This is a genomic window from Bradyrhizobium japonicum USDA 6 (assembly GCF_000284375.1).
Lineage (GTDB): Bacteria > Pseudomonadota > Alphaproteobacteria > Rhizobiales > Xanthobacteraceae > Bradyrhizobium > Bradyrhizobium japonicum.
Genome location: NC_017249.1, coordinates 987,119 through 1,002,681 on the forward strand (window position 1 = coordinate 987,119; position 15,563 = coordinate 1,002,681).

The window sequence follows — 15,563 nt, forward strand, 5'->3', positions numbered from 1 at the left end:
GATTTTTCCGGGAGAGAACAAGATGGACGCCGCAGCACTGCGCCAGATGCAGGCCCCGATCAAGGAACGCTACAAGACCGATCCCAAGACCGCGATGATCACGCTGAAGGCCAAGGGCTCGACCGACAGCGAAGGCATCGCCTGCAAGGTCGAGACCGGCCGCGCCATCGCAATGGCGGGCCTGCATCCCGCCACCGGCGGCTCCGGCCTCGAGCTCTGCTCCGGCGACATGCTGCTCGAAGCCTTGGTCGCCTGTGCCGGCGTCACGCTGAAATCGGTCGCGACCGCCATCGAGATCCCGCTGAAGACCGGCAACGTCTATGCCGAGGGCGATCTCGATTTCCGCGGCACGCTCGGCGTCGACAAGGAGACCCCGGTCGGCTTCGCCGAGATCCGCCTGCGCTTCGAGGTCGACACCGACGCGCCGCAGGACAAGCTCGATCTCCTGCTCAAACTCACCGAGCGCTATTGCGTGGTCTACCAGACCATCAAGAACGGCCCGAAGGTTTCGGTGTCGATGCAGCGGATCTAGCTCTCTTTACCCTCCCCTGGAGGGGGAGGGTCGATCGCGCGCAGCGCGAGCGGGGTGGGGTGACGGTCTCTCCACGTCGCACACTGCCCGTGTTGAGAGATCACCCCACCCCGTCTCGCACCGCTGACGCGCTGCGAACCGACCCTCCCCCTCCAGGGGAGGGTGAAGAGCACCGCGCGGAATGCCCCCGAGCTCCACTTCATCATCCTCCTCGTCCTGCGCATGGCGATCGCCGCGGCATTTGTCGTGTCAGCGTCGTTCATCGCCGAGCGCACCGGTCCGGTGATCGGCGGACTGGTGGCGACCTTGCCGATCTCGGCCGGTCCTTCCTACGTCTTCCTCGCGCTCGACCATGACGCCGCCTTCATCGCGCAAGGCGCGCTGTCGAGCCTTCCGGTCAACGCGGCGACGATCTTCATGGGGCTCACCTATGTCGTACAGGCGCAGCGGCGCAGTTTTCCGGCGAGCGTCGGCAGCGCGGTCGCGGTGTGGATCGTGCTGGCCTCCATTATCCGTCTGTTCGACTGGACTTTGACGGCCGGGCTCGCCGTCAACCTGGTCGCCTTCGGCATCTGCATTCCGCTGCTCGCAAAATATCGCCATGTGAAGATGCCGCTGGTGACACGCCGGTGGTACGACATCCCGTTCCGCGCCTCGCTGGTCGCGACGCTGGTTGCGATCGTGGTCTCGACCTCGGGATGGGTCGGCCCGCGGGTGAGCGGCGTCATCGCGCTCTACCCGATCGTGTTCACCAGCATGATGGTGATCCTGCATCCGCGCATCGGCGGCCCGCCGACCGCCGCCGTGCTCGCCAACTCCGCCTGGGGCCTGCTCGGTTTCGGTCTGGCTATTGCGGTGCTGCACGTCGCCGTCACGCAGTTCGGCTCTGCGATCGGCTTGAGTTGCGCACTCGCCACCTGCATCGGCTGGAACCTGACGCTGTGGTGGATGGGACGACGGAAGAGGCCGTTGCATCAGCCGCGCCGCGCTTCCTAAGGCGAGGTACGCTACGCTTGGGACCAGCCCTGCGTCAGGATAGTTAGTTACCGGGGCTGGCAGACCCGCTAAGCTGGCGACAGAGCAAGATCGGGGCGTGCGGTGGAGGGATTGTACAAGGTCGAATACGATATCAACGACGGCTCCGGCCGCAGCGTGCTGTACGCGCATGCCGGGAAAATGCTTGGCGGCAACACGGCCTTCGCCCACCTCGGCACCTACGAGATTGTGAACGGCGAAATCGTCGCCAGGCTCCGGACGAAGCGCCACAGCCGGTCGCCGCAGCACAGGTCGCTGGTCAGCTCCGACGCCGTCACAATCAGCATTCGCGGTCGACAGCAGGGCATGCTCTACCGCTTCGAGGGAGAAGTGGTCGAGGACGCCTCGGTGTTTCGCGCCGTGATGACGCCGCTCGGCGACGATGACGTTCCCCGCCCGGTGCGGTCGGCGAGGGCGGCATCGTCAGCGGACTCTATTCGATCGACATCCGGATGCTGGATGGAATTACCGGTGGCCATACCGGCGTGATGTTGCTGCGCGACGGCCGCATCCTCGGCGGCGATGCCTTCTTCTATTATCTCGGCGCCTATTCTTCGGCGAACGGTCGCTGGAAAGGCGAATTCGTCAATCAGGAACACACGCTGGCAAAGAGCGAGCATCCCTTGTTCGGTGGCTATGAGGTGGGCATCGGCTTCTCCGGCCACTGCGATGACAAGGGCGTCGACATGGAAGCGATCGCGCTCGCGGGCAAGCGCAGCATCCGCCTCGCCGCCACCTTGAAGCTGATCGAGCCGTTTGCCAGGGCGGGCCGCTGACGGCCAGTATGCCGGCGAACACGGCCAGGCCTTCGCAATTCCACCTGCGGCACACAACCCGGCATCGCGGCTCGCCTCATGGCTTGTCGGTCGGAGTAACCGCCGGAGGCGGAAGGTTCGCTGGCGCTACCTCGGCAGCTTGGCCTTCAACGCATAGAGCGCATCCAGCGCCTCGCGCGGCGACATCTCGTCGGGGTGCAGCGCCTTCACCGCGTCCATCAGCAGTTCGGCCTCGCTCGGCGGCGCGGCTTCGGCGGCGGCCCGCGAGGGCACGGCGAACAGCGGCAGATCGTCGGCCAGCGCCCGCGCGGTCTGGCCGCGGTCCTGCGCCTCGAGTTTTGCCAGCACCGATTTGGCGCGCGTGATCACGGCCGGCGGCAGGCCGGCGAGCTTGGCGACCTGGATGCCGTAGGAGCGGTCGGCGGAGCCCGGCAGCACCTCGTGCAGGAACACGACATTGCCCTGCCATTCCTTCACCCGCACCGTCGCGTTGAACATGCGCGGCAGTTTTGCCGAGAGCGCGGTCAGCTCGTGATAATGCGTCGCGAACAGCGTGCGGCAGCGGTTGCTCTCGTGCAGATGCTCGATCGCGGCCCAGGCGATGGAGAGGCCGTCGAACGTCGCGGTGCCGCGGCCGATCTCGTCGAGGATCACGAGCGCGCGCTCGCCGGCCTGGTTCAGGATCGCCGCGGTCTCGACCATCTCCACCATGAAGGTGGAGCGGCCGCGCGCGAGATCGTCGGCGGCGCCGACGCGCGAGAACAGGCGGTCGATGATGCCGATCCGCGCCCGCGTCGCCGGCACGAAGCTGCCGATCTGCGCCAGCAGCGCGATCAGCGCGTTCTGGCGCAGGAAGGTCGATTTACCGGCCATGTTGGGACCGGTCAGCAGCCAGAGCTGGCCGGATTTTTGCGCCGGTGTTGGCGAGAGATCGCAGGCATTGGCAATGAACGGCTCGCCATTGCGCTTGAGCGCCTGTTCCACGACGGGATGGCGGCCCGCCTCGATCGCAAAGCCGAGGGAGTCATCCACGTCCGGCCGCACATAATTGTCGTCGACCGCGAGCTTGGCCAGCGAGGTCGCGACGTCGAGCAGCGCAAAGGCGTGGGCTGCGGCGCGCAGATCGTCGCTGATATCAAGCGCCTTCGCGGACAGCCGCTCGAAGATCTCGAGCTCGAGTCCGAGCGCGCGGTCGCCGGCATTGGCGATCTTGGCCTCGATCTCGCCGAGCTCCGAGGTGGTGAAGCGCACCTGTCCGGCCAGCGTCTGGCGATGGATGAAGGTCGCATTCAGCGGCGCCGACATCAGCTTGTCGCCGTGCTGCGCGGTGACCTCGACGAAATAGCCGAGCACGTTGTTGTGCCGGATCTTGAGGCCCTTCACGCCGGTATGATCGGCGTAGCGCGCCTGCATCGAGGCCACCACGAGGCGCGAGGCATCGCGCAGGTTTCGCGTTTCGTCAAGCGCGGGCTCGTAGCCCTGACGCACGAAGCCGCCGTCGCGCTTGATCAGCGGCAGCTGCTCGTCCAGCGCGCTGGCAAATTCGGATGCGAGCTCGCGCGACGGACGCTGCAAGGCCGCCGTCACCAGCGCGATCTCCTGCGGCGGCTGGTCGAGATCGCCGAGGCGCATCAGCACCTGGTCGGCGGCGATGATGCCGTCGCGCAGGCCGGCGAGGTCGCGCGGTCCGCCGCGGCCGACCGAAAGACGGGCCAGTGCCCGCGACATGTCGGGCGCGCCGCGCAGGATGCTGCGGATGTCTTCACGCGCAGCGGAGTCCGCAACGAAGGCGCTGACGGCATCGAGCCGCCGCGCGATTGCGGGCGCGTCCGTCAGCGGCGCGGCCAGGCGCTGGGCGAGTAAACGCGAGCCGGCCGAGGTCACGGTGCAGTCGATGGCGTCGAGCAGCGAGCCGCGGCGTTCGCCCGCGAGCGTTCGCGTCAGTTCGAGATTGGCGCGGGTGGCGGGGTCGATCGCCATGGTCGCGCCCGAGGCCTCGCGCGCGGGCGGCGACAGCGGCGGATGCTTGCCGACCTGGGTGCGGTCGACATAGGTGACGGCGGCGGCTGCGGCGGTCGCTTCCAGCCGGGTGAGCTGCGCGAGCCCGTCCATGGTCGCGACGGCGAAATAATCGCACAGGCGTTTTTCCGCGGTGGCGCCGTCGAAGACGTCGCGGGTCAGCGGCGTCACCGCCGACAGCTCGCGCAAGGTCTGTCCGAGCTCGCTGTCATTGTAGAGCGCGTCGGTGACGATCGCCTCGTTCGGATTGATGCGCGCCAGCGTCGCGGCGAGCTCACCGCCCGAACATTCCATCACCGTGAATTCGGCGGTCGAGATGTCGATCCAGGCAAGCCCAAAACGGTCGCCGCCACCGGAGGCGCGGGCGCGCGCGATCGCCAGCAGATAATTGTTGGCGCGCGCGTCTAACAGCGTGTCCTCGGTCAGCGTACCCGGCGTGACCAGCCGCACCACGCCACGGCGCACCACGCTCTTGTTGCCGCGCGCTTTGGCGGCGGCGGGATCCTCGGTCTGCTCGCACACCGCGACCCGGTGGCCGGCGCTGATCAGGCGATGCAGATAGTCCTCGGAACGCTCGACCGGCACGCCGCACATCGGGATGTCGGCGCCCTGATGCTTGCCGCGCTTGGTCAGCACGATGCCGAGCGTCTTCGAGGCGATCTCGGCGTCCTCGAAGAACAGCTCGTAGAAGTCGCCCATCCGGTAAAACAGAAGCAGTCCCTGATGCGCCGCCTTGATCTCCAGATATTGTTCCATCATCGGCGTGACACGCGCGGCAGCTTCCGCCGGCGGTGCGGGCGTGGATTCGGGTTCTGGCGCGGGGATGGGCTGTTGCATTGTCATGGGCGGCGCAACCTACAAAATTTCGCCCCGTGCTCCTATCGCTTTGGCCGGATGGGGCGGGTTTTCCACGTTGTCCGCACCGCGGCATGCGCTAGCGGCGTGCTCGCCCTCCGGAACACGCAAGAAACCGTCAATTGACCTGCCGCGGGCGCCCTCCTAAAACTCCGCGGACATTGAAGAATTTGGGCCGGACCGCGGCATTCAGGGAGAACAACGATGCGTGACGTCTTTATCTGCGATGCCGTGCGGACCCCGATCGGCCGTTTCGGCGGCTCGCTCGCCAAGGTGCGCGCCGACGACCTCGCGGCCGCCCCGATCAAGGCGCTGATGGCCAAGCATCCCAATCTCGATTGGGCACAGGTCGACGAAGTTTTCTTCGGTTGCGCCAACCAGGCCGGCGAGGACAACCGCAACGTCGCGCGCATGGCCCTGCTGCTTGCCGGCCTGCCGGATTCGGTTCCCGGCCAGACCCTGAACCGGCTCTGTGCCTCCGGCCTCGACGCGGTCGGTGCGGCCGGCCGCGCCATCCGGTCCGGCGAGATCGAGCTTGCGATCGCCGGCGGCGTCGAATCCATGACCCGCGCGCCCTTCGTGATGGGCAAGGCCCAGGAAGCATTCTCGCGCTCTGCCGAGATTTTTGACACCACTATCGGCTGGCGTTTCATCAACCCGCTGCTCAAGGCGCAGTATGGCGTCGACGCCATGCCGGAGACCGGTGAGAACGTAGCCGAGGAATTCCAGGTCTCGCGCGCCGACCAGGACGCCTTCGCGATCCGCTCGCAGCAGCGCGCGGGCGCGGCGATCGCGGCGGGTTATTTCGCCGAGGAAATCACGCCGATCACCATCCCCGGCGGCAAGGCCGGCCCGATTACGGTCGACAAGGACGAGCATCCGCGCCCGGAGACGACGCTGGAAGCCCTCGCAAAACTGAAGCCGATCGTGCGCAATCCCGGCACCGTGACCGCCGGCAACGCCTCCGGCGTCAATGACGGCGCGGCCGCGATGATCCTGGCCTCTGAAGCCGCCGTGAAGAAGCATGGCCTCACCCCGCGCGCCCGCATCCTCGGCCTCGCCTCGGCCGGCGTGCCGCCGCGCATCATGGGCATCGGCCCGGTGCCGGCGACCCGCAAGCTGATGGAGCGCCTCGGCAAGAAGATCAGCGATTTCGACCTGATCGAGCTGAACGAAGCCTTCGCCTCGCAGGGCATCGCCTGCATGCGTCAGCTCGGCGTTGCCGACGATGCCGATTTCGTCAATCCGCATGGCGGCGCCATCGCGCTCGGCCATCCCCTCGGCATGAGCGGCGCGCGCCTCGCGCTCACCGCCGTCCACGGCATGGAAAAGCGCGGCGGCAAGCTCGCGCTCGCCACCATGTGCGTCGGCGTCGGCCAGGGTGTTGCCGTTGCGATCGAGAATCTGAACTGACGGGCCACCAAGTGGCCCGTCATCCCGGGGCGGTGCACTTGCACCGAACCCGGGATCTCGAGATTCCGGGTCTGGTCCTTCGGACCATCCCGGAATGACAGTGTTGGAGTTACGCAGGTCGCTTCAGGGACCGTCCCATGATCATCGAGCGCGAGCAGGACGTCACGGCCGCTGCACTGGCGGTGATGGAGCGGACGTCCGATCCGCGGCTGCGCCAGATCATGGTCTCCCTGGTCAAGCATCTGCACGGCTTCGTCCGCGATGTCCGCCTGACCGAGAAGGAGTTCCGGGACGCGACCGCGATCGTGGCCGAGCTCGGCAAGCTCACGACCGACACGCACAACGAAGTCGTGCTGATGGCGGGCTCGCTCGGCGTCTCGCCGCTGGTCTGCCTGCTCAACAACGGCGATCAGGGCAATACCGAAACCGACCAGTCGCTGCTCGGCCCGTTCTGGCGGCTGAACTCGCCGCGGGTCGAGAATGGTGGCTCGATCGTCCGCTCGGAGACGCCCGGCGCGCCGCTGTTCGTCAGCGCCCGCGTCGTCGACAGGGACGGCCGTCCCGTCGCCGGTGCGGAGGTTGATGTCTGGCACGCCTCGCCGGTCGGTCTCTACGAGAACCAGGACCCTGATCAGGCCGACATGAACCTGCGTGGCAAGTTCACGACCGACCAGGACGGACGCTTCGCCTTCCGCTCGGTGATGATGGTCGGCTACCCCATCCCGACCAATGGCGTGGTCGGCAGCCTGCTCGTGGCGCAGAGCCGGCATCCCTATCGGCCCGCGCATCTGCATGCGCTGATCTTCAAGCCCGGATTCAAGGTGCTGATCTCGCAGGTCTACGACCCCGCCGACCCGCATATCGACAGCGACGTGCAGTTCGGGGTGACGCAGGCACTGATCGGCAGGTTCCAGCGCCACGACACGCCGCATCCGACTGCACGAGACGTCCCGATCCCCTGGTATTCGCTCGACCACACCTACCGGCTGGAGGCCGGTGAGGCCGTGCTGCCACGTCCGCCGATCAAATAGGGCGGTCCTGCCGGGCGCAGGACGCCTGCCAAACCCGCTTCCCTAGATTAGTTATGTTCTATAATGATCGGGGAAGCGTTGACCGGCCGGAGCAAAATGGCCGGGGAGGAGTTCGCCAATGACATTCATCTATCCCGTCGATAGCAACAAGGCGCATCCGCTGCCGCTGTCGCCCGAATACAAGAGCTCGATCAAGCGCGCGCCGAACAAGCCCTTGATCCCGATGCGCCACACGCTGTCGGAATTGACCGGCCCGGTCTACGGCCACGAGACCGTGCGCGAAGGCGATGCCGATCTCACCACCCAGCACAAAGGCGAGCCGATCGGCGAGCGCATCATCGTGCATGGCCATGTGCGCGACGAGGACGGCCGCGGCGTGCCGAACTCGCTGGTCGAGATCTGGCAGGCCAATTCCTGCGGCCGCTACGTCCATGTCCGCGACCAGCACCCGGCGCCGCTCGATCCGAACTTCACCGGCGCGGGCCGCACCGTGAGCGATGCCGCCGGCTACTACCGTTTCGTCACCATCAAGCCTGGCGCCTATCCCTGGGGCAATCACCACAACGCCTGGCGTCCCGCGCATATCCATCTGTCGGTGTTCGGCCATTCCTTCGTCACGCGCCTCGTGACGCAGATGTATTTCCCGAACGACCCGCTATTCCCGTTCGACCCGATCTTCAATTCGGTGCCGGACGAGAAGGCGCGGGCGCGGATGGTGTCGTCTTTCGACCTTGAGAACACCCAGCCCGAATGGGCGCTGTGCTACCGCTTTGACATCGTGCTGCGCGGCAAGAACGCCACGCCAATGGAGAACACTTAAGTGCAGGACAACGGTATTACCCCATCGCAGACCGTCGGTCCGTTCTTCAAATACGGCCTGACACCGACCGGCGAATACGCCTGGAACGACGCGTTCACCAATTCGACGCTGACGCCCGACGTCACCGGGGATCGCCTCCGCATCGAAGGCCGCGTGTTCGACGGCGACGGCGTCGTGGTGCCCGACGTCATGCTGGAGATCTGGCAGGCGGATGCGCAGGGCCGCTTCGCCGACCCGCAGGACAAGCGCGCATTGCCGAATGCGAGCTTCCGCGGCTTTGCCCGCTGCGGCACCGACAAGGACGGCAATTATTCCTTCGACACCATCAAGCCGGGCGCGGTGCCCGATCCCGACGGCAAGCCACAGGCGCCGCACATCGTGCTTGCGGTGTTCGGCCGCGGCATGCTGCGGCATCTCTACACCCGCATCTATTTCAGCGACGAGGCCGGCAATGCCGCCGATCCCGTGCTGGGACTGGTGCCGGCCGATCGCCGCGCGACGCTGATCGCGGCGCGCGAGGCGGGGAAGGCGGTCTATCGGCTCGACCTGCGGCTTCAGGGCGACGACGAGACGGTCTTCTTCGACATGTGAGGCAGCAACGCGTGGCGGCGATATCGACAGCCGCCACGCGTTTCTCATCCAGCGCAACCGAGATGGTTGCTGCGTTGCATCGGGCCTGAGACGTTTCTGTTCGTGCCCCGAGTCGGTCTCGCTGACTCAAAACCGACCGATTGACGTCCTGTTTCCGTAATTTTCCGGTGCCCGCGGGATACAATTTCCGCGCGCAGCAATCCCGTGTTTACCGCAGTTGTTTAGGGTCCGTTCGGATTTCGACCTGCGCCATTGGATTGTTCCATGAAAATTCGTCTCTCGCTTTCTTCTGCAGTCATTGCATTCGGCATTGTTCTCGCCATCGGCTTTACGGCCGTCGTCTCGACCAGCCTTTACGCCCTGCGCGAGCTCAAGGTCGGCGGTCCGCTTTATTCCGACATCAAGCTCGGCAACGACCTCATCGCGGACATCCTGCCGCCGCCCGAATATGTGATCGAAGCCTATCTCGAGGCCACGCTCGCCATGCGCGAGCCGGACCAACTGGCGGCCCATGGCGAACGCCTGGTCCAGCTCCGCAAGGATTACGACGAGCGCAAGGCATTCTGGATCACCTCCAGCCTCTCCACCGATCTGAAGACGGCACTGGTGTCGAAATCCGACGCCGAGGTGCAGAAGTTCTGGAAGCTTCTGTCCGACCAGTTCCTGCCGGCCCTCAAGGCCAAGGACGTGGCCGGCGCCGAACGTGCCTATGCGCAGCTCAAGGATGCCTATACCGCGCACCGCGCCGTCATCGACAGCATCGTCGAGAGCGCCAACAAGCAGAATGCGGACATGGAGAAGCTGGCCGCCGAGCGCGACAGCTCTATCCTCTACATTCTCCTCGGCGTCTCCGCAGCCGTCCTGGCCTTCATTGCCGCAGGCCTGCTCGGCGTCGCGCTTGGCGTGGTGCGCCCGATCGTGCGCATGACGGACACGATGCAGAAGCTCGCGACCGGCGATCTCGCCGCCGACATCCCCTTCGCGCACCGCCAGGACGAGGTCGGCTCGATGGCGGGTGCGCTCCAGGTGTTCAAGCAGGGGGCGATCGAGAATTCGCGCCTGCGCGAGGAGCAGTTGCGGAAGGAGCAGGAGGCCGCGACGGCCAAGCGTGGCGCCCTGCACCAGATGGCCGAGACCGTCGAGCGCGAGACCGGCCGCTCGGTCGATTCCGCGAGCGTGGCGAGCCAGGGCGTCGAACGGGCCGCCTCCAGCCTGTCCGAGATCGCCCGGTCGCTGTCCGCGGAGTCGCAGGCGGTGGCCTCGGCGTCCACCCAGGCCCTGGGCAGCTCGCAGACCGTCTCGGCCGCCGCCGAACAACTGAGCGCCTCGATCCGGGACATCGCAACGCAGGTGGCGCGGACAAGCACGGTCACGAAATCGGCGGTCGCGGGCCGCGAGCAGGCGCGTTCGACCATCCAGGCGCTGGCGGGCGCGGTGAAGAAGATTGCGGAGGTCTCCGACCTCATTGGCGGCATCGCCGGCCAGACCAACCTCCTGGCGCTCAATGCCACGATCGAGGCCGCGCGGGCCGGCGAGGCCGGCCGCGGCTTTGCGGTGGTTGCGGCCGAAGTGAAATCGCTGTCCGACCAGACCGCCAAATCCACCGAAGAGATCGGGCGCCTGATCGCCGAGGTCCAGGCCTCGACCCAGGCCGCGGTCGATGCCGTCGAGACGATGGGAGGCCACATCGTCGAGATCGACGGAGTCGCGACCTCGGTCGCGGCGGCGATGGAAGAGCAGGACTCCGCAACGCGGGAGATCGCGCGGTCGATTTCCGAATCGGCATCCGCTGCGAAGGAGGTCTCGGCCAAGATCGCCAATGTCAGCCGCGACGCCGCCTCGGTGGACGAGCGCGCCACGGAGGTGAGGCAGGCGATTGCGGGCATGGCGGCCAACCTGGAATCGCTGCGGTCGGTCGTGGTGAGGACCGTGCGCGACTCGACCGAAGCGGCTTGAGTCGGGTGCGAGGTCTGCGGCTGGTGCGCGGGGGCGTGATCGTGCAGTATGGCGCGGGACAGGGGCATCGTGGTCATGACACCTCCACAACTGCCGGCGGTCGTTGAGCCCGCCCAACTGACGGCTGCGCTGCGCAGGGGTGGCGTGCTGGACGCTGGCGCGGTGCGCGAGGTGAAGGTGCTGCATGAGCGTGACACAATCCCGTCGCACATCGTGCGACTCGGCTTGCGCTATGTCGGGGAGTCTGCGGGTGCGCCGCAATCCCTGATCCTGAAGACCGCGCATTCCGCCTTCGCGGAGACGCTCGCAAATGGCGGGCGGCGCGAAGTGGCCTTCTACACGAAGCTTGCGCCGCAGATGCCTCCGGGGCTCGTACCGCGCTGTTTCGACGGTCATTTCGACGAAGAGAGCCAGACCTGGCATCTACTGCTCGAGGACCTCACCGACAGCCATGAGATCGCGACGCAATGGCCGCTGCCGCCCTCGCGCGCGCAGGCGATGGCGATCGTCACCACGCTGGCCCGCATGCATGCAGCGTGGTGGGACCATCCCGGTCTCGGCGAGACTGCCGGCACCTGGGCGAGCACTGAGGACAGCGCAAGCCACATGGAGACCTTCGCCGGCCATTACGATCGCTTCGCCGACCTGCTCGGCGACCGCCTCAGCGAAGAGCGCCGCATCCTCTACCGCCGCCTCATCGATCAGTCGGCCCGGCTATCTCAGCGTTACCACTCTCGCCGCCACGCTACGATCACTCACGGCGACGCGCATACCTGGAATTTTCTGCTTCCGCGAGCCGGCGTCGCGGATGGCGTGCGCATCTTCGATTTCGACCTCTGGGGCATCAACGTGCCGACCACCGACCTCGCCTACATGATGGCGATGCAATGGTATCCAGATCGCAGGCAGGCGCTCGAGCGGGCGCTGCTCAATCGTTACCACGAGACGCTGATGGCCAACGGCGTCAGCAGTTACACGCGCGGCGCGCTCGATCAGGACTATCGTCTGTCGGTGCTGTGGCACATCACCAAGCCGGTCTGGCAGTGGAGCATCAACATCCCGCCGTTGATCTGGTGGAACAATCTGGAGCGGGTGATGATGGCGGTGGACGATCTGGGCTGCGAGGAGTTGTTGTAGGAGCTCGTGCCGCCTGTTCGCTGTCGTCGCCCGGCTTGAGCGATCCAGTATTCCAGAGACGGTCGTGGAATTCGGAGAAGCTGCGGCGTACTGGATGCCCCGGTCAAGCCGGGGCATGACACCTGTGGCTACTCCATCACCGCATGTTCCGGCCCGGCGGCCTGCTTGCGCAGCGTGGCCTTGGTCGAGCCGATCAGCAAGGCGAGCGGGATGGTGCAGAGGATGAAGATCATCACCAGCATATAGTCGTGCGCAAACGCGATGATCTGCGCCTGCACGCTGACCATCCGGTCGGCCATGGCGCGGCCGGCGTCGGTGGAGAGATTGATCATGCCGCTGACGCTGGGCATCTGGAGCGCGTGGTTGAACGGGTTGATGTACTCGGACAGGATCGCGTAGGTCCGCCGCGTTCCCTGCGTCAGCTCGGCGATGACGACGGAGATGCCGACCGAGCTCGCGACGTTGCGCATCAGGGTCAGCATCGCGGTGCCGTCGGTTCGCAGCTCGTTCGGCAAGGTCAGGAACGCCACCGTCGAGAGCGGCACGAAGACGAGGCCGAAGCCGAAGCCCTGGATGACGCTGACGGTGACGATCTCCGGCACCTGGGTCAGGTCGGTCCACCCGGTCATCTGGAACAGCGAGCCCGCGGTCAGCGTCAGGCCGGTGATGATCAGCGTGCGCGCCTCGATATAGCGCATCATGCGGCCGACCAGCATCATGGCGAAGAAGGTGCCGAAGCCGCGGCTCGCCAGCAGCAGGCCGGCGGTGATGATCGGATAGCCGATCACGTTCTGCATGTAGGGCGAGGCCAGCGCCATGGTCGAGAACAACACGAGCCCCATCACGATCATGAACATGCAGCCGGTGACGAAATTGCGGTCCTTGAACAGCGCGAAGCGGATGAACGGCGTCGAGGTCGTGAAGGAGTGCGCGACGAAGAAATAGAAGGCGACGGCCGAGACGATGAACTCCGCGATGATCTCATTGGATTCGAGCCAGCCCAATTGCTCGCCCCTGTCCAGGGCGAGCTGAAGCGAGCCGATCGCGATCGCCAGCGCGGCAAAGCCGAACCAGTCGAATTTGAGGCTGATATCCTTCCTGGTCTCGTCCATGAAGATGATCAGCCCGAGCACGGTGATCACGCCGAACGGCAGGTTGACGAAGAACACCCAGTGCCAGGAATAGGTCTCGGTCAGCCAGGCACCGAGGGAGGGGCCCATGATCGGGCCCATCATCACGCCCATGCCCCAGATCGACATCGCCTTGGCGCGTTCCTGGAGCGTGTAATAGTCGAGCATGACCGATTGCGACAGCGGCACCAGGGCCGCGCCGAACACGCCTTGCAGTAGGCGGAACAGCACCATCTGGTTGATGTCCTGCGCCAGGCCGCACAGCACGGACGCGAAGGTGAAGCCGGCCGAGCAGATGATGAAGATGCGCTTGCGGCCGAAGCGGTTGGCGATCCAGCCCACCGGCGCCGTCATGATCGCGGCGGCGACAATGTAGGAAGTCAGAACCCAGTTGATCTGGTCCTGCGAAGCCGACAGCGTGCCCTGCATGTAGGGCAAGGCGACGTTGGCGATGGTGGTGTCCAGCGCCTGCATGATGGTCGCGGTCATGGCGCAGATCGTCACCATGTTCCGGCGCAGGCCGGGGACCATCAGGCTGGCATTGGGGCCGGACATCGGATCAGTCCTTGTCCTGGTTCGCCGTCGCCGACAATCCGAACAGGCCGGCAAGCGAGCGCTTGTGGCCGGTGTCGATGGTGGCGTAGACGCTCATGCCGGCCTTCAGCTTCCGCACGTATTTGTCGGTCTCGTCGAAATAGATCCGGATCGGCACGCGCTGCACCACCTTGACGAAATTGCCGGTGGCGTTCTGCGGCGGCAGGATCGCGAATTGCGCGCCGGTGCCCGGCGAAAGCGAACCGATCTTGCCCTTGAAGACGTGGTTCGGGAACGCGTCGACCTCGAGCGTCACAGGCTGTCCCTCGGTGACGTAGGTGAGGTCGCTCTCCTTCGGATTGGCGTCGACCCAGGGGTGGGCGACGTCGATGATGGAGAACACCGGCGTGCCGGCGGTGACGTAGCGGCCGAGCTGAATCTGCTCGACCTGCGTCGCAACGCCGCTCATCGATGCCCGCACCACTGCGTGGTCGAGATTGCGTTCGGCATTGTCGAGCTTGGACTTGGCCTGCGCGTAAGGCGGGAATTTCTCCAGCGGCAGGTCGGCGTCGCCGAGCAGCTGCGTCTTGGCCGTCGAGATCTGCTGCTTGACGTATTGCGCGATCGAACCCGACGTAACCAGCGCGTTCGCCGCGTTGTCGAGGTCGAGCTGCGAGCCGTAGCTGTTCTTCACCAGAGCCTGCTTGCGCTCGACGTCGCGCTGCTTCAGGTCGACGCCCTGTTGCGCGAGGTTGAGCATGTCGCCGTAGATCTTGATGTTGGCGCGGAGGTTGTCATAGGTCGACTGCGCCTGCATCAGCTGCGCCCTGGCCTCGTCCACCGCGAGGCGGAACGGCACGGGATCGATCTCGAACAGCTCGTCGCCTTGCTTGACGAGCTGGCCTTCCCTGACGACGACCTTCTGGATCTTGCCGGAGATGTCGGGTGTGACCAGGACCTTCTGCGCGCCGACATAGGCATCGTCGGTGCCGACATAGCGGCCGCCGTGCAGATAGAAGGTGATGCCGGCGCCGGCGACGGCGAGCGGCAGCACGACCAGGAGCAGGAAGCGGCGATAGCGGCGCAGGCCCGCCACCAGGCGGCGGCGCGGATCGGTGCCGGCTTTCTTGGTGGGCTTGCCGCTGTCGCTCTTCTGCTCGGGCTGGAACTTGAGGACCTGATCAGCCATAGCGCTGCTCCTTACGCGCTTGTTCCGCGCCGGATGTCTGGATCGCGTTACGCACGTTTTCTTTGATGGATTCGAGTTGGGTGAGGAGACGGTGGGCGTCCGCCGGGCTGATGCCGTCGAGTGCGTTCGCCGTGAGTTCCGATTTCAGGCCGCTCATCTTGCCGAGCAGCGCGCGGCCGGCCTTCTTGAGATAGAGACGCTTGACGCGGCGGTCCGAGGCGTCGCTGCGGCGCTCGATCCAGTCGCTGTCGCAGAGCTTGTCGATCAGGCGCGTCAGCGTGATCGGCTGCATCTCCAGCAACTCGGCGAGTTCCGACTGCTTCATGCCCTCGCTGCGCTCGACCTTGGCCAGGACCGCCCATTGAGCGCGGGTGATGCCGAAGCGCGATGCCTCCTTGTCGGCATAGACCCGCAAGAGGCGGTAGAGTTCACCGAGCGTGAACAGGAAGTTCTGGTCGACGGACCCGCGGGTCATAACGTTGTCTCCAATGAGCTTGACTATAATAAGCAAGCTTATGATTATTTCGTGGCGGATTAGCGGGACG

At 65.8% G+C, this 15,563-nt stretch carries 14 protein-coding genes; 10 read left to right on the plus strand and 4 right to left on the minus strand.

What is annotated here, in order from left to right:
• Nucleotides 1-22 precede the first annotated feature (22 nt).
• The 4 genes from BJ6T_RS04550 (at nucleotide 23) to BJ6T_RS48125 (ending at nucleotide 2,343) form a co-directional block, all read left to right on the plus strand.
• Nucleotides 23-532, plus strand: a complete 510-nt coding sequence (locus tag BJ6T_RS04550) for an OsmC family protein (protein ID WP_014491112.1) — start codon at nucleotides 23-25, stop codon at nucleotides 530-532.
• Nucleotides 533-754: 222 nt separating this feature from the next.
• Nucleotides 755-1,528, plus strand: coding sequence for a hypothetical protein (locus BJ6T_RS04555; RefSeq protein ID WP_043900334.1), 774 nt, complete (start codon nucleotides 755-757; stop codon nucleotides 1,526-1,528).
• A gap of 111 nt (nucleotides 1,529-1,639) precedes the next feature.
• On the plus strand, nucleotides 1,640-2,056 hold the full coding sequence (locus BJ6T_RS48120; protein WP_240537945.1) for a hypothetical protein: 417 nt from the start codon (nucleotides 1,640-1,642) through the stop codon (nucleotides 2,054-2,056).
• Nucleotides 2,056-2,343: a hypothetical protein gene (locus BJ6T_RS48125; RefSeq protein WP_430644623.1), complete on the plus strand. Its 288-nt coding sequence runs from the start codon at nucleotides 2,056-2,058 to the stop codon at nucleotides 2,341-2,343. The genes BJ6T_RS48120 and BJ6T_RS48125 overlap by 1 nt, the downstream gene beginning before the upstream one ends.
• Nucleotides 2,344-2,469: 126 nt before the next feature.
• On the opposite strand, the gene mutS is transcribed toward BJ6T_RS48125, so the two are convergent.
• The gene (gene mutS, locus BJ6T_RS04565) at nucleotides 2,470-5,205 is read right to left on the minus strand and encodes a DNA mismatch repair protein MutS (protein ID WP_028170382.1); all 2,736 of its coding nucleotides are present in this window, start codon (nucleotides 5,203-5,205) and stop codon (nucleotides 2,470-2,472) included.
• A 216-nt stretch (nucleotides 5,206-5,421) separates the two neighbouring features.
• Here mutS and pcaF point away from each other — a divergent pair, with 216 nt between their 5' ends.
• The 6 genes from pcaF to BJ6T_RS04595 all read left to right on the plus strand — a co-directional run bounded on the left by pcaF (nucleotide 5,422) and on the right by BJ6T_RS04595 (nucleotide 12,165).
• Nucleotides 5,422-6,630, plus strand: coding sequence for a 3-oxoadipyl-CoA thiolase (gene pcaF, locus BJ6T_RS04570; RefSeq protein ID WP_014491117.1), 1,209 nt, complete (start codon nucleotides 5,422-5,424; stop codon nucleotides 6,628-6,630).
• A gap of 137 nt (nucleotides 6,631-6,767) precedes the next feature.
• Nucleotides 6,768-7,661 (plus strand): dioxygenase family protein, encoded by an 894-nt coding sequence (locus tag BJ6T_RS04575; RefSeq protein ID WP_014491118.1) that lies wholly within the window; start codon nucleotides 6,768-6,770, stop codon nucleotides 7,659-7,661.
• A gap of 118 nt (nucleotides 7,662-7,779) precedes the next feature.
• On the plus strand, nucleotides 7,780-8,481 hold the full coding sequence (gene pcaH, locus BJ6T_RS04580) for a protocatechuate 3,4-dioxygenase subunit beta (protein ID WP_014491119.1): 702 nt from the start codon (nucleotides 7,780-7,782) through the stop codon (nucleotides 8,479-8,481).
• Entirely contained in the window at nucleotides 8,482-9,072 is a 591-nt protein-coding gene (pcaG, locus tag BJ6T_RS04585) for a protocatechuate 3,4-dioxygenase subunit alpha (RefSeq protein ID WP_014491120.1), read from the plus strand.
• 264 nt (nucleotides 9,073-9,336) lie between these two features.
• Nucleotides 9,337-11,028: a methyl-accepting chemotaxis protein gene (locus tag BJ6T_RS04590; RefSeq protein WP_014491121.1), complete on the plus strand. Its 1,692-nt coding sequence runs from the start codon at nucleotides 9,337-9,339 to the stop codon at nucleotides 11,026-11,028.
• Between the two features lie 48 nt (nucleotides 11,029-11,076).
• A complete protein-coding gene (locus BJ6T_RS04595; RefSeq protein WP_014491122.1) occupies nucleotides 11,077-12,165 on the plus strand; it encodes a phosphotransferase in 1,089 nt (362 codons plus the stop codon).
• Nucleotides 12,166-12,293: 128 nt separating this feature from the next.
• Here BJ6T_RS04595 and BJ6T_RS04600 read toward each other — a convergent pair whose 3' ends face one another.
• The 3 genes from BJ6T_RS04600 to BJ6T_RS04610 are packed head-to-tail and all read right to left on the minus strand — an operon-like array spanning nucleotide 12,294 to nucleotide 15,493.
• Nucleotides 12,294-13,850, minus strand: coding sequence for an MDR family MFS transporter (locus tag BJ6T_RS04600; RefSeq protein WP_014491123.1), 1,557 nt, complete (start codon nucleotides 13,848-13,850; stop codon nucleotides 12,294-12,296).
• Between the two features lie 4 nt (nucleotides 13,851-13,854).
• Nucleotides 13,855-15,018 (minus strand): HlyD family secretion protein, encoded by a 1,164-nt coding sequence (locus tag BJ6T_RS04605; RefSeq protein WP_014491124.1) that lies wholly within the window; start codon nucleotides 15,016-15,018, stop codon nucleotides 13,855-13,857.
• The gene (locus tag BJ6T_RS04610; protein WP_014491125.1) at nucleotides 15,011-15,493 is read right to left on the minus strand and encodes a MarR family winged helix-turn-helix transcriptional regulator; all 483 of its coding nucleotides are present in this window, start codon (nucleotides 15,491-15,493) and stop codon (nucleotides 15,011-15,013) included. Before BJ6T_RS04610 ends, BJ6T_RS04605 begins: the two co-directional genes overlap by 8 nt.
• Nucleotides 15,494-15,563: the final 70 nt, after the last annotated feature.

What these genes read in the sequence shown, in the direction of transcription:
- BJ6T_RS04605 (WP_014491124.1), bottom strand. Translation starts at nt 15,018, where the DNA reads ATGGCTGATCAGGTCCTCAAGTTCCAGCCCGAGCAGAAGAGCGACAGC.
- BJ6T_RS04600 (WP_014491123.1), bottom strand. Translation starts at nt 13,850, where the DNA reads ATGTCCGGCCCCAATGCCAGCCTGATGGTCCCCGGCCTGCGCCGGAAC.
- BJ6T_RS04575 (WP_014491118.1), top strand. Translation starts at nt 6,768, where the DNA reads ATGATCATCGAGCGCGAGCAGGACGTCACGGCCGCTGCACTGGCGGTG.
- BJ6T_RS04590 (WP_014491121.1), top strand. Translation starts at nt 9,337, where the DNA reads ATGAAAATTCGTCTCTCGCTTTCTTCTGCAGTCATTGCATTCGGCATT.
- mutS (WP_028170382.1), bottom strand. Translation starts at nt 5,205, where the DNA reads ATGACAATGCAACAGCCCATCCCCGCGCCAGAACCCGAATCCACGCCC.
- BJ6T_RS04610 (WP_014491125.1), bottom strand. Translation starts at nt 15,493, where the DNA reads ATGACCCGCGGGTCCGTCGACCAGAACTTCCTGTTCACGCTCGGTGAA.
- BJ6T_RS04550 (WP_014491112.1), top strand. Translation starts at nt 23, where the DNA reads ATGGACGCCGCAGCACTGCGCCAGATGCAGGCCCCGATCAAGGAACGC.
- BJ6T_RS04595 (WP_014491122.1), top strand. Translation starts at nt 11,077, where the DNA reads ATGGCGCGGGACAGGGGCATCGTGGTCATGACACCTCCACAACTGCCG.
- pcaH (WP_014491119.1), top strand. Translation starts at nt 7,780, where the DNA reads ATGACATTCATCTATCCCGTCGATAGCAACAAGGCGCATCCGCTGCCG.
- BJ6T_RS48125 (WP_430644623.1), top strand. Translation starts at nt 2,056, where the DNA reads ATGTTGCTGCGCGACGGCCGCATCCTCGGCGGCGATGCCTTCTTCTAT.
- BJ6T_RS04555 (WP_043900334.1), top strand. Translation starts at nt 755, where the DNA reads ATGGCGATCGCCGCGGCATTTGTCGTGTCAGCGTCGTTCATCGCCGAG.
- pcaF (WP_014491117.1), top strand. Translation starts at nt 5,422, where the DNA reads ATGCGTGACGTCTTTATCTGCGATGCCGTGCGGACCCCGATCGGCCGT.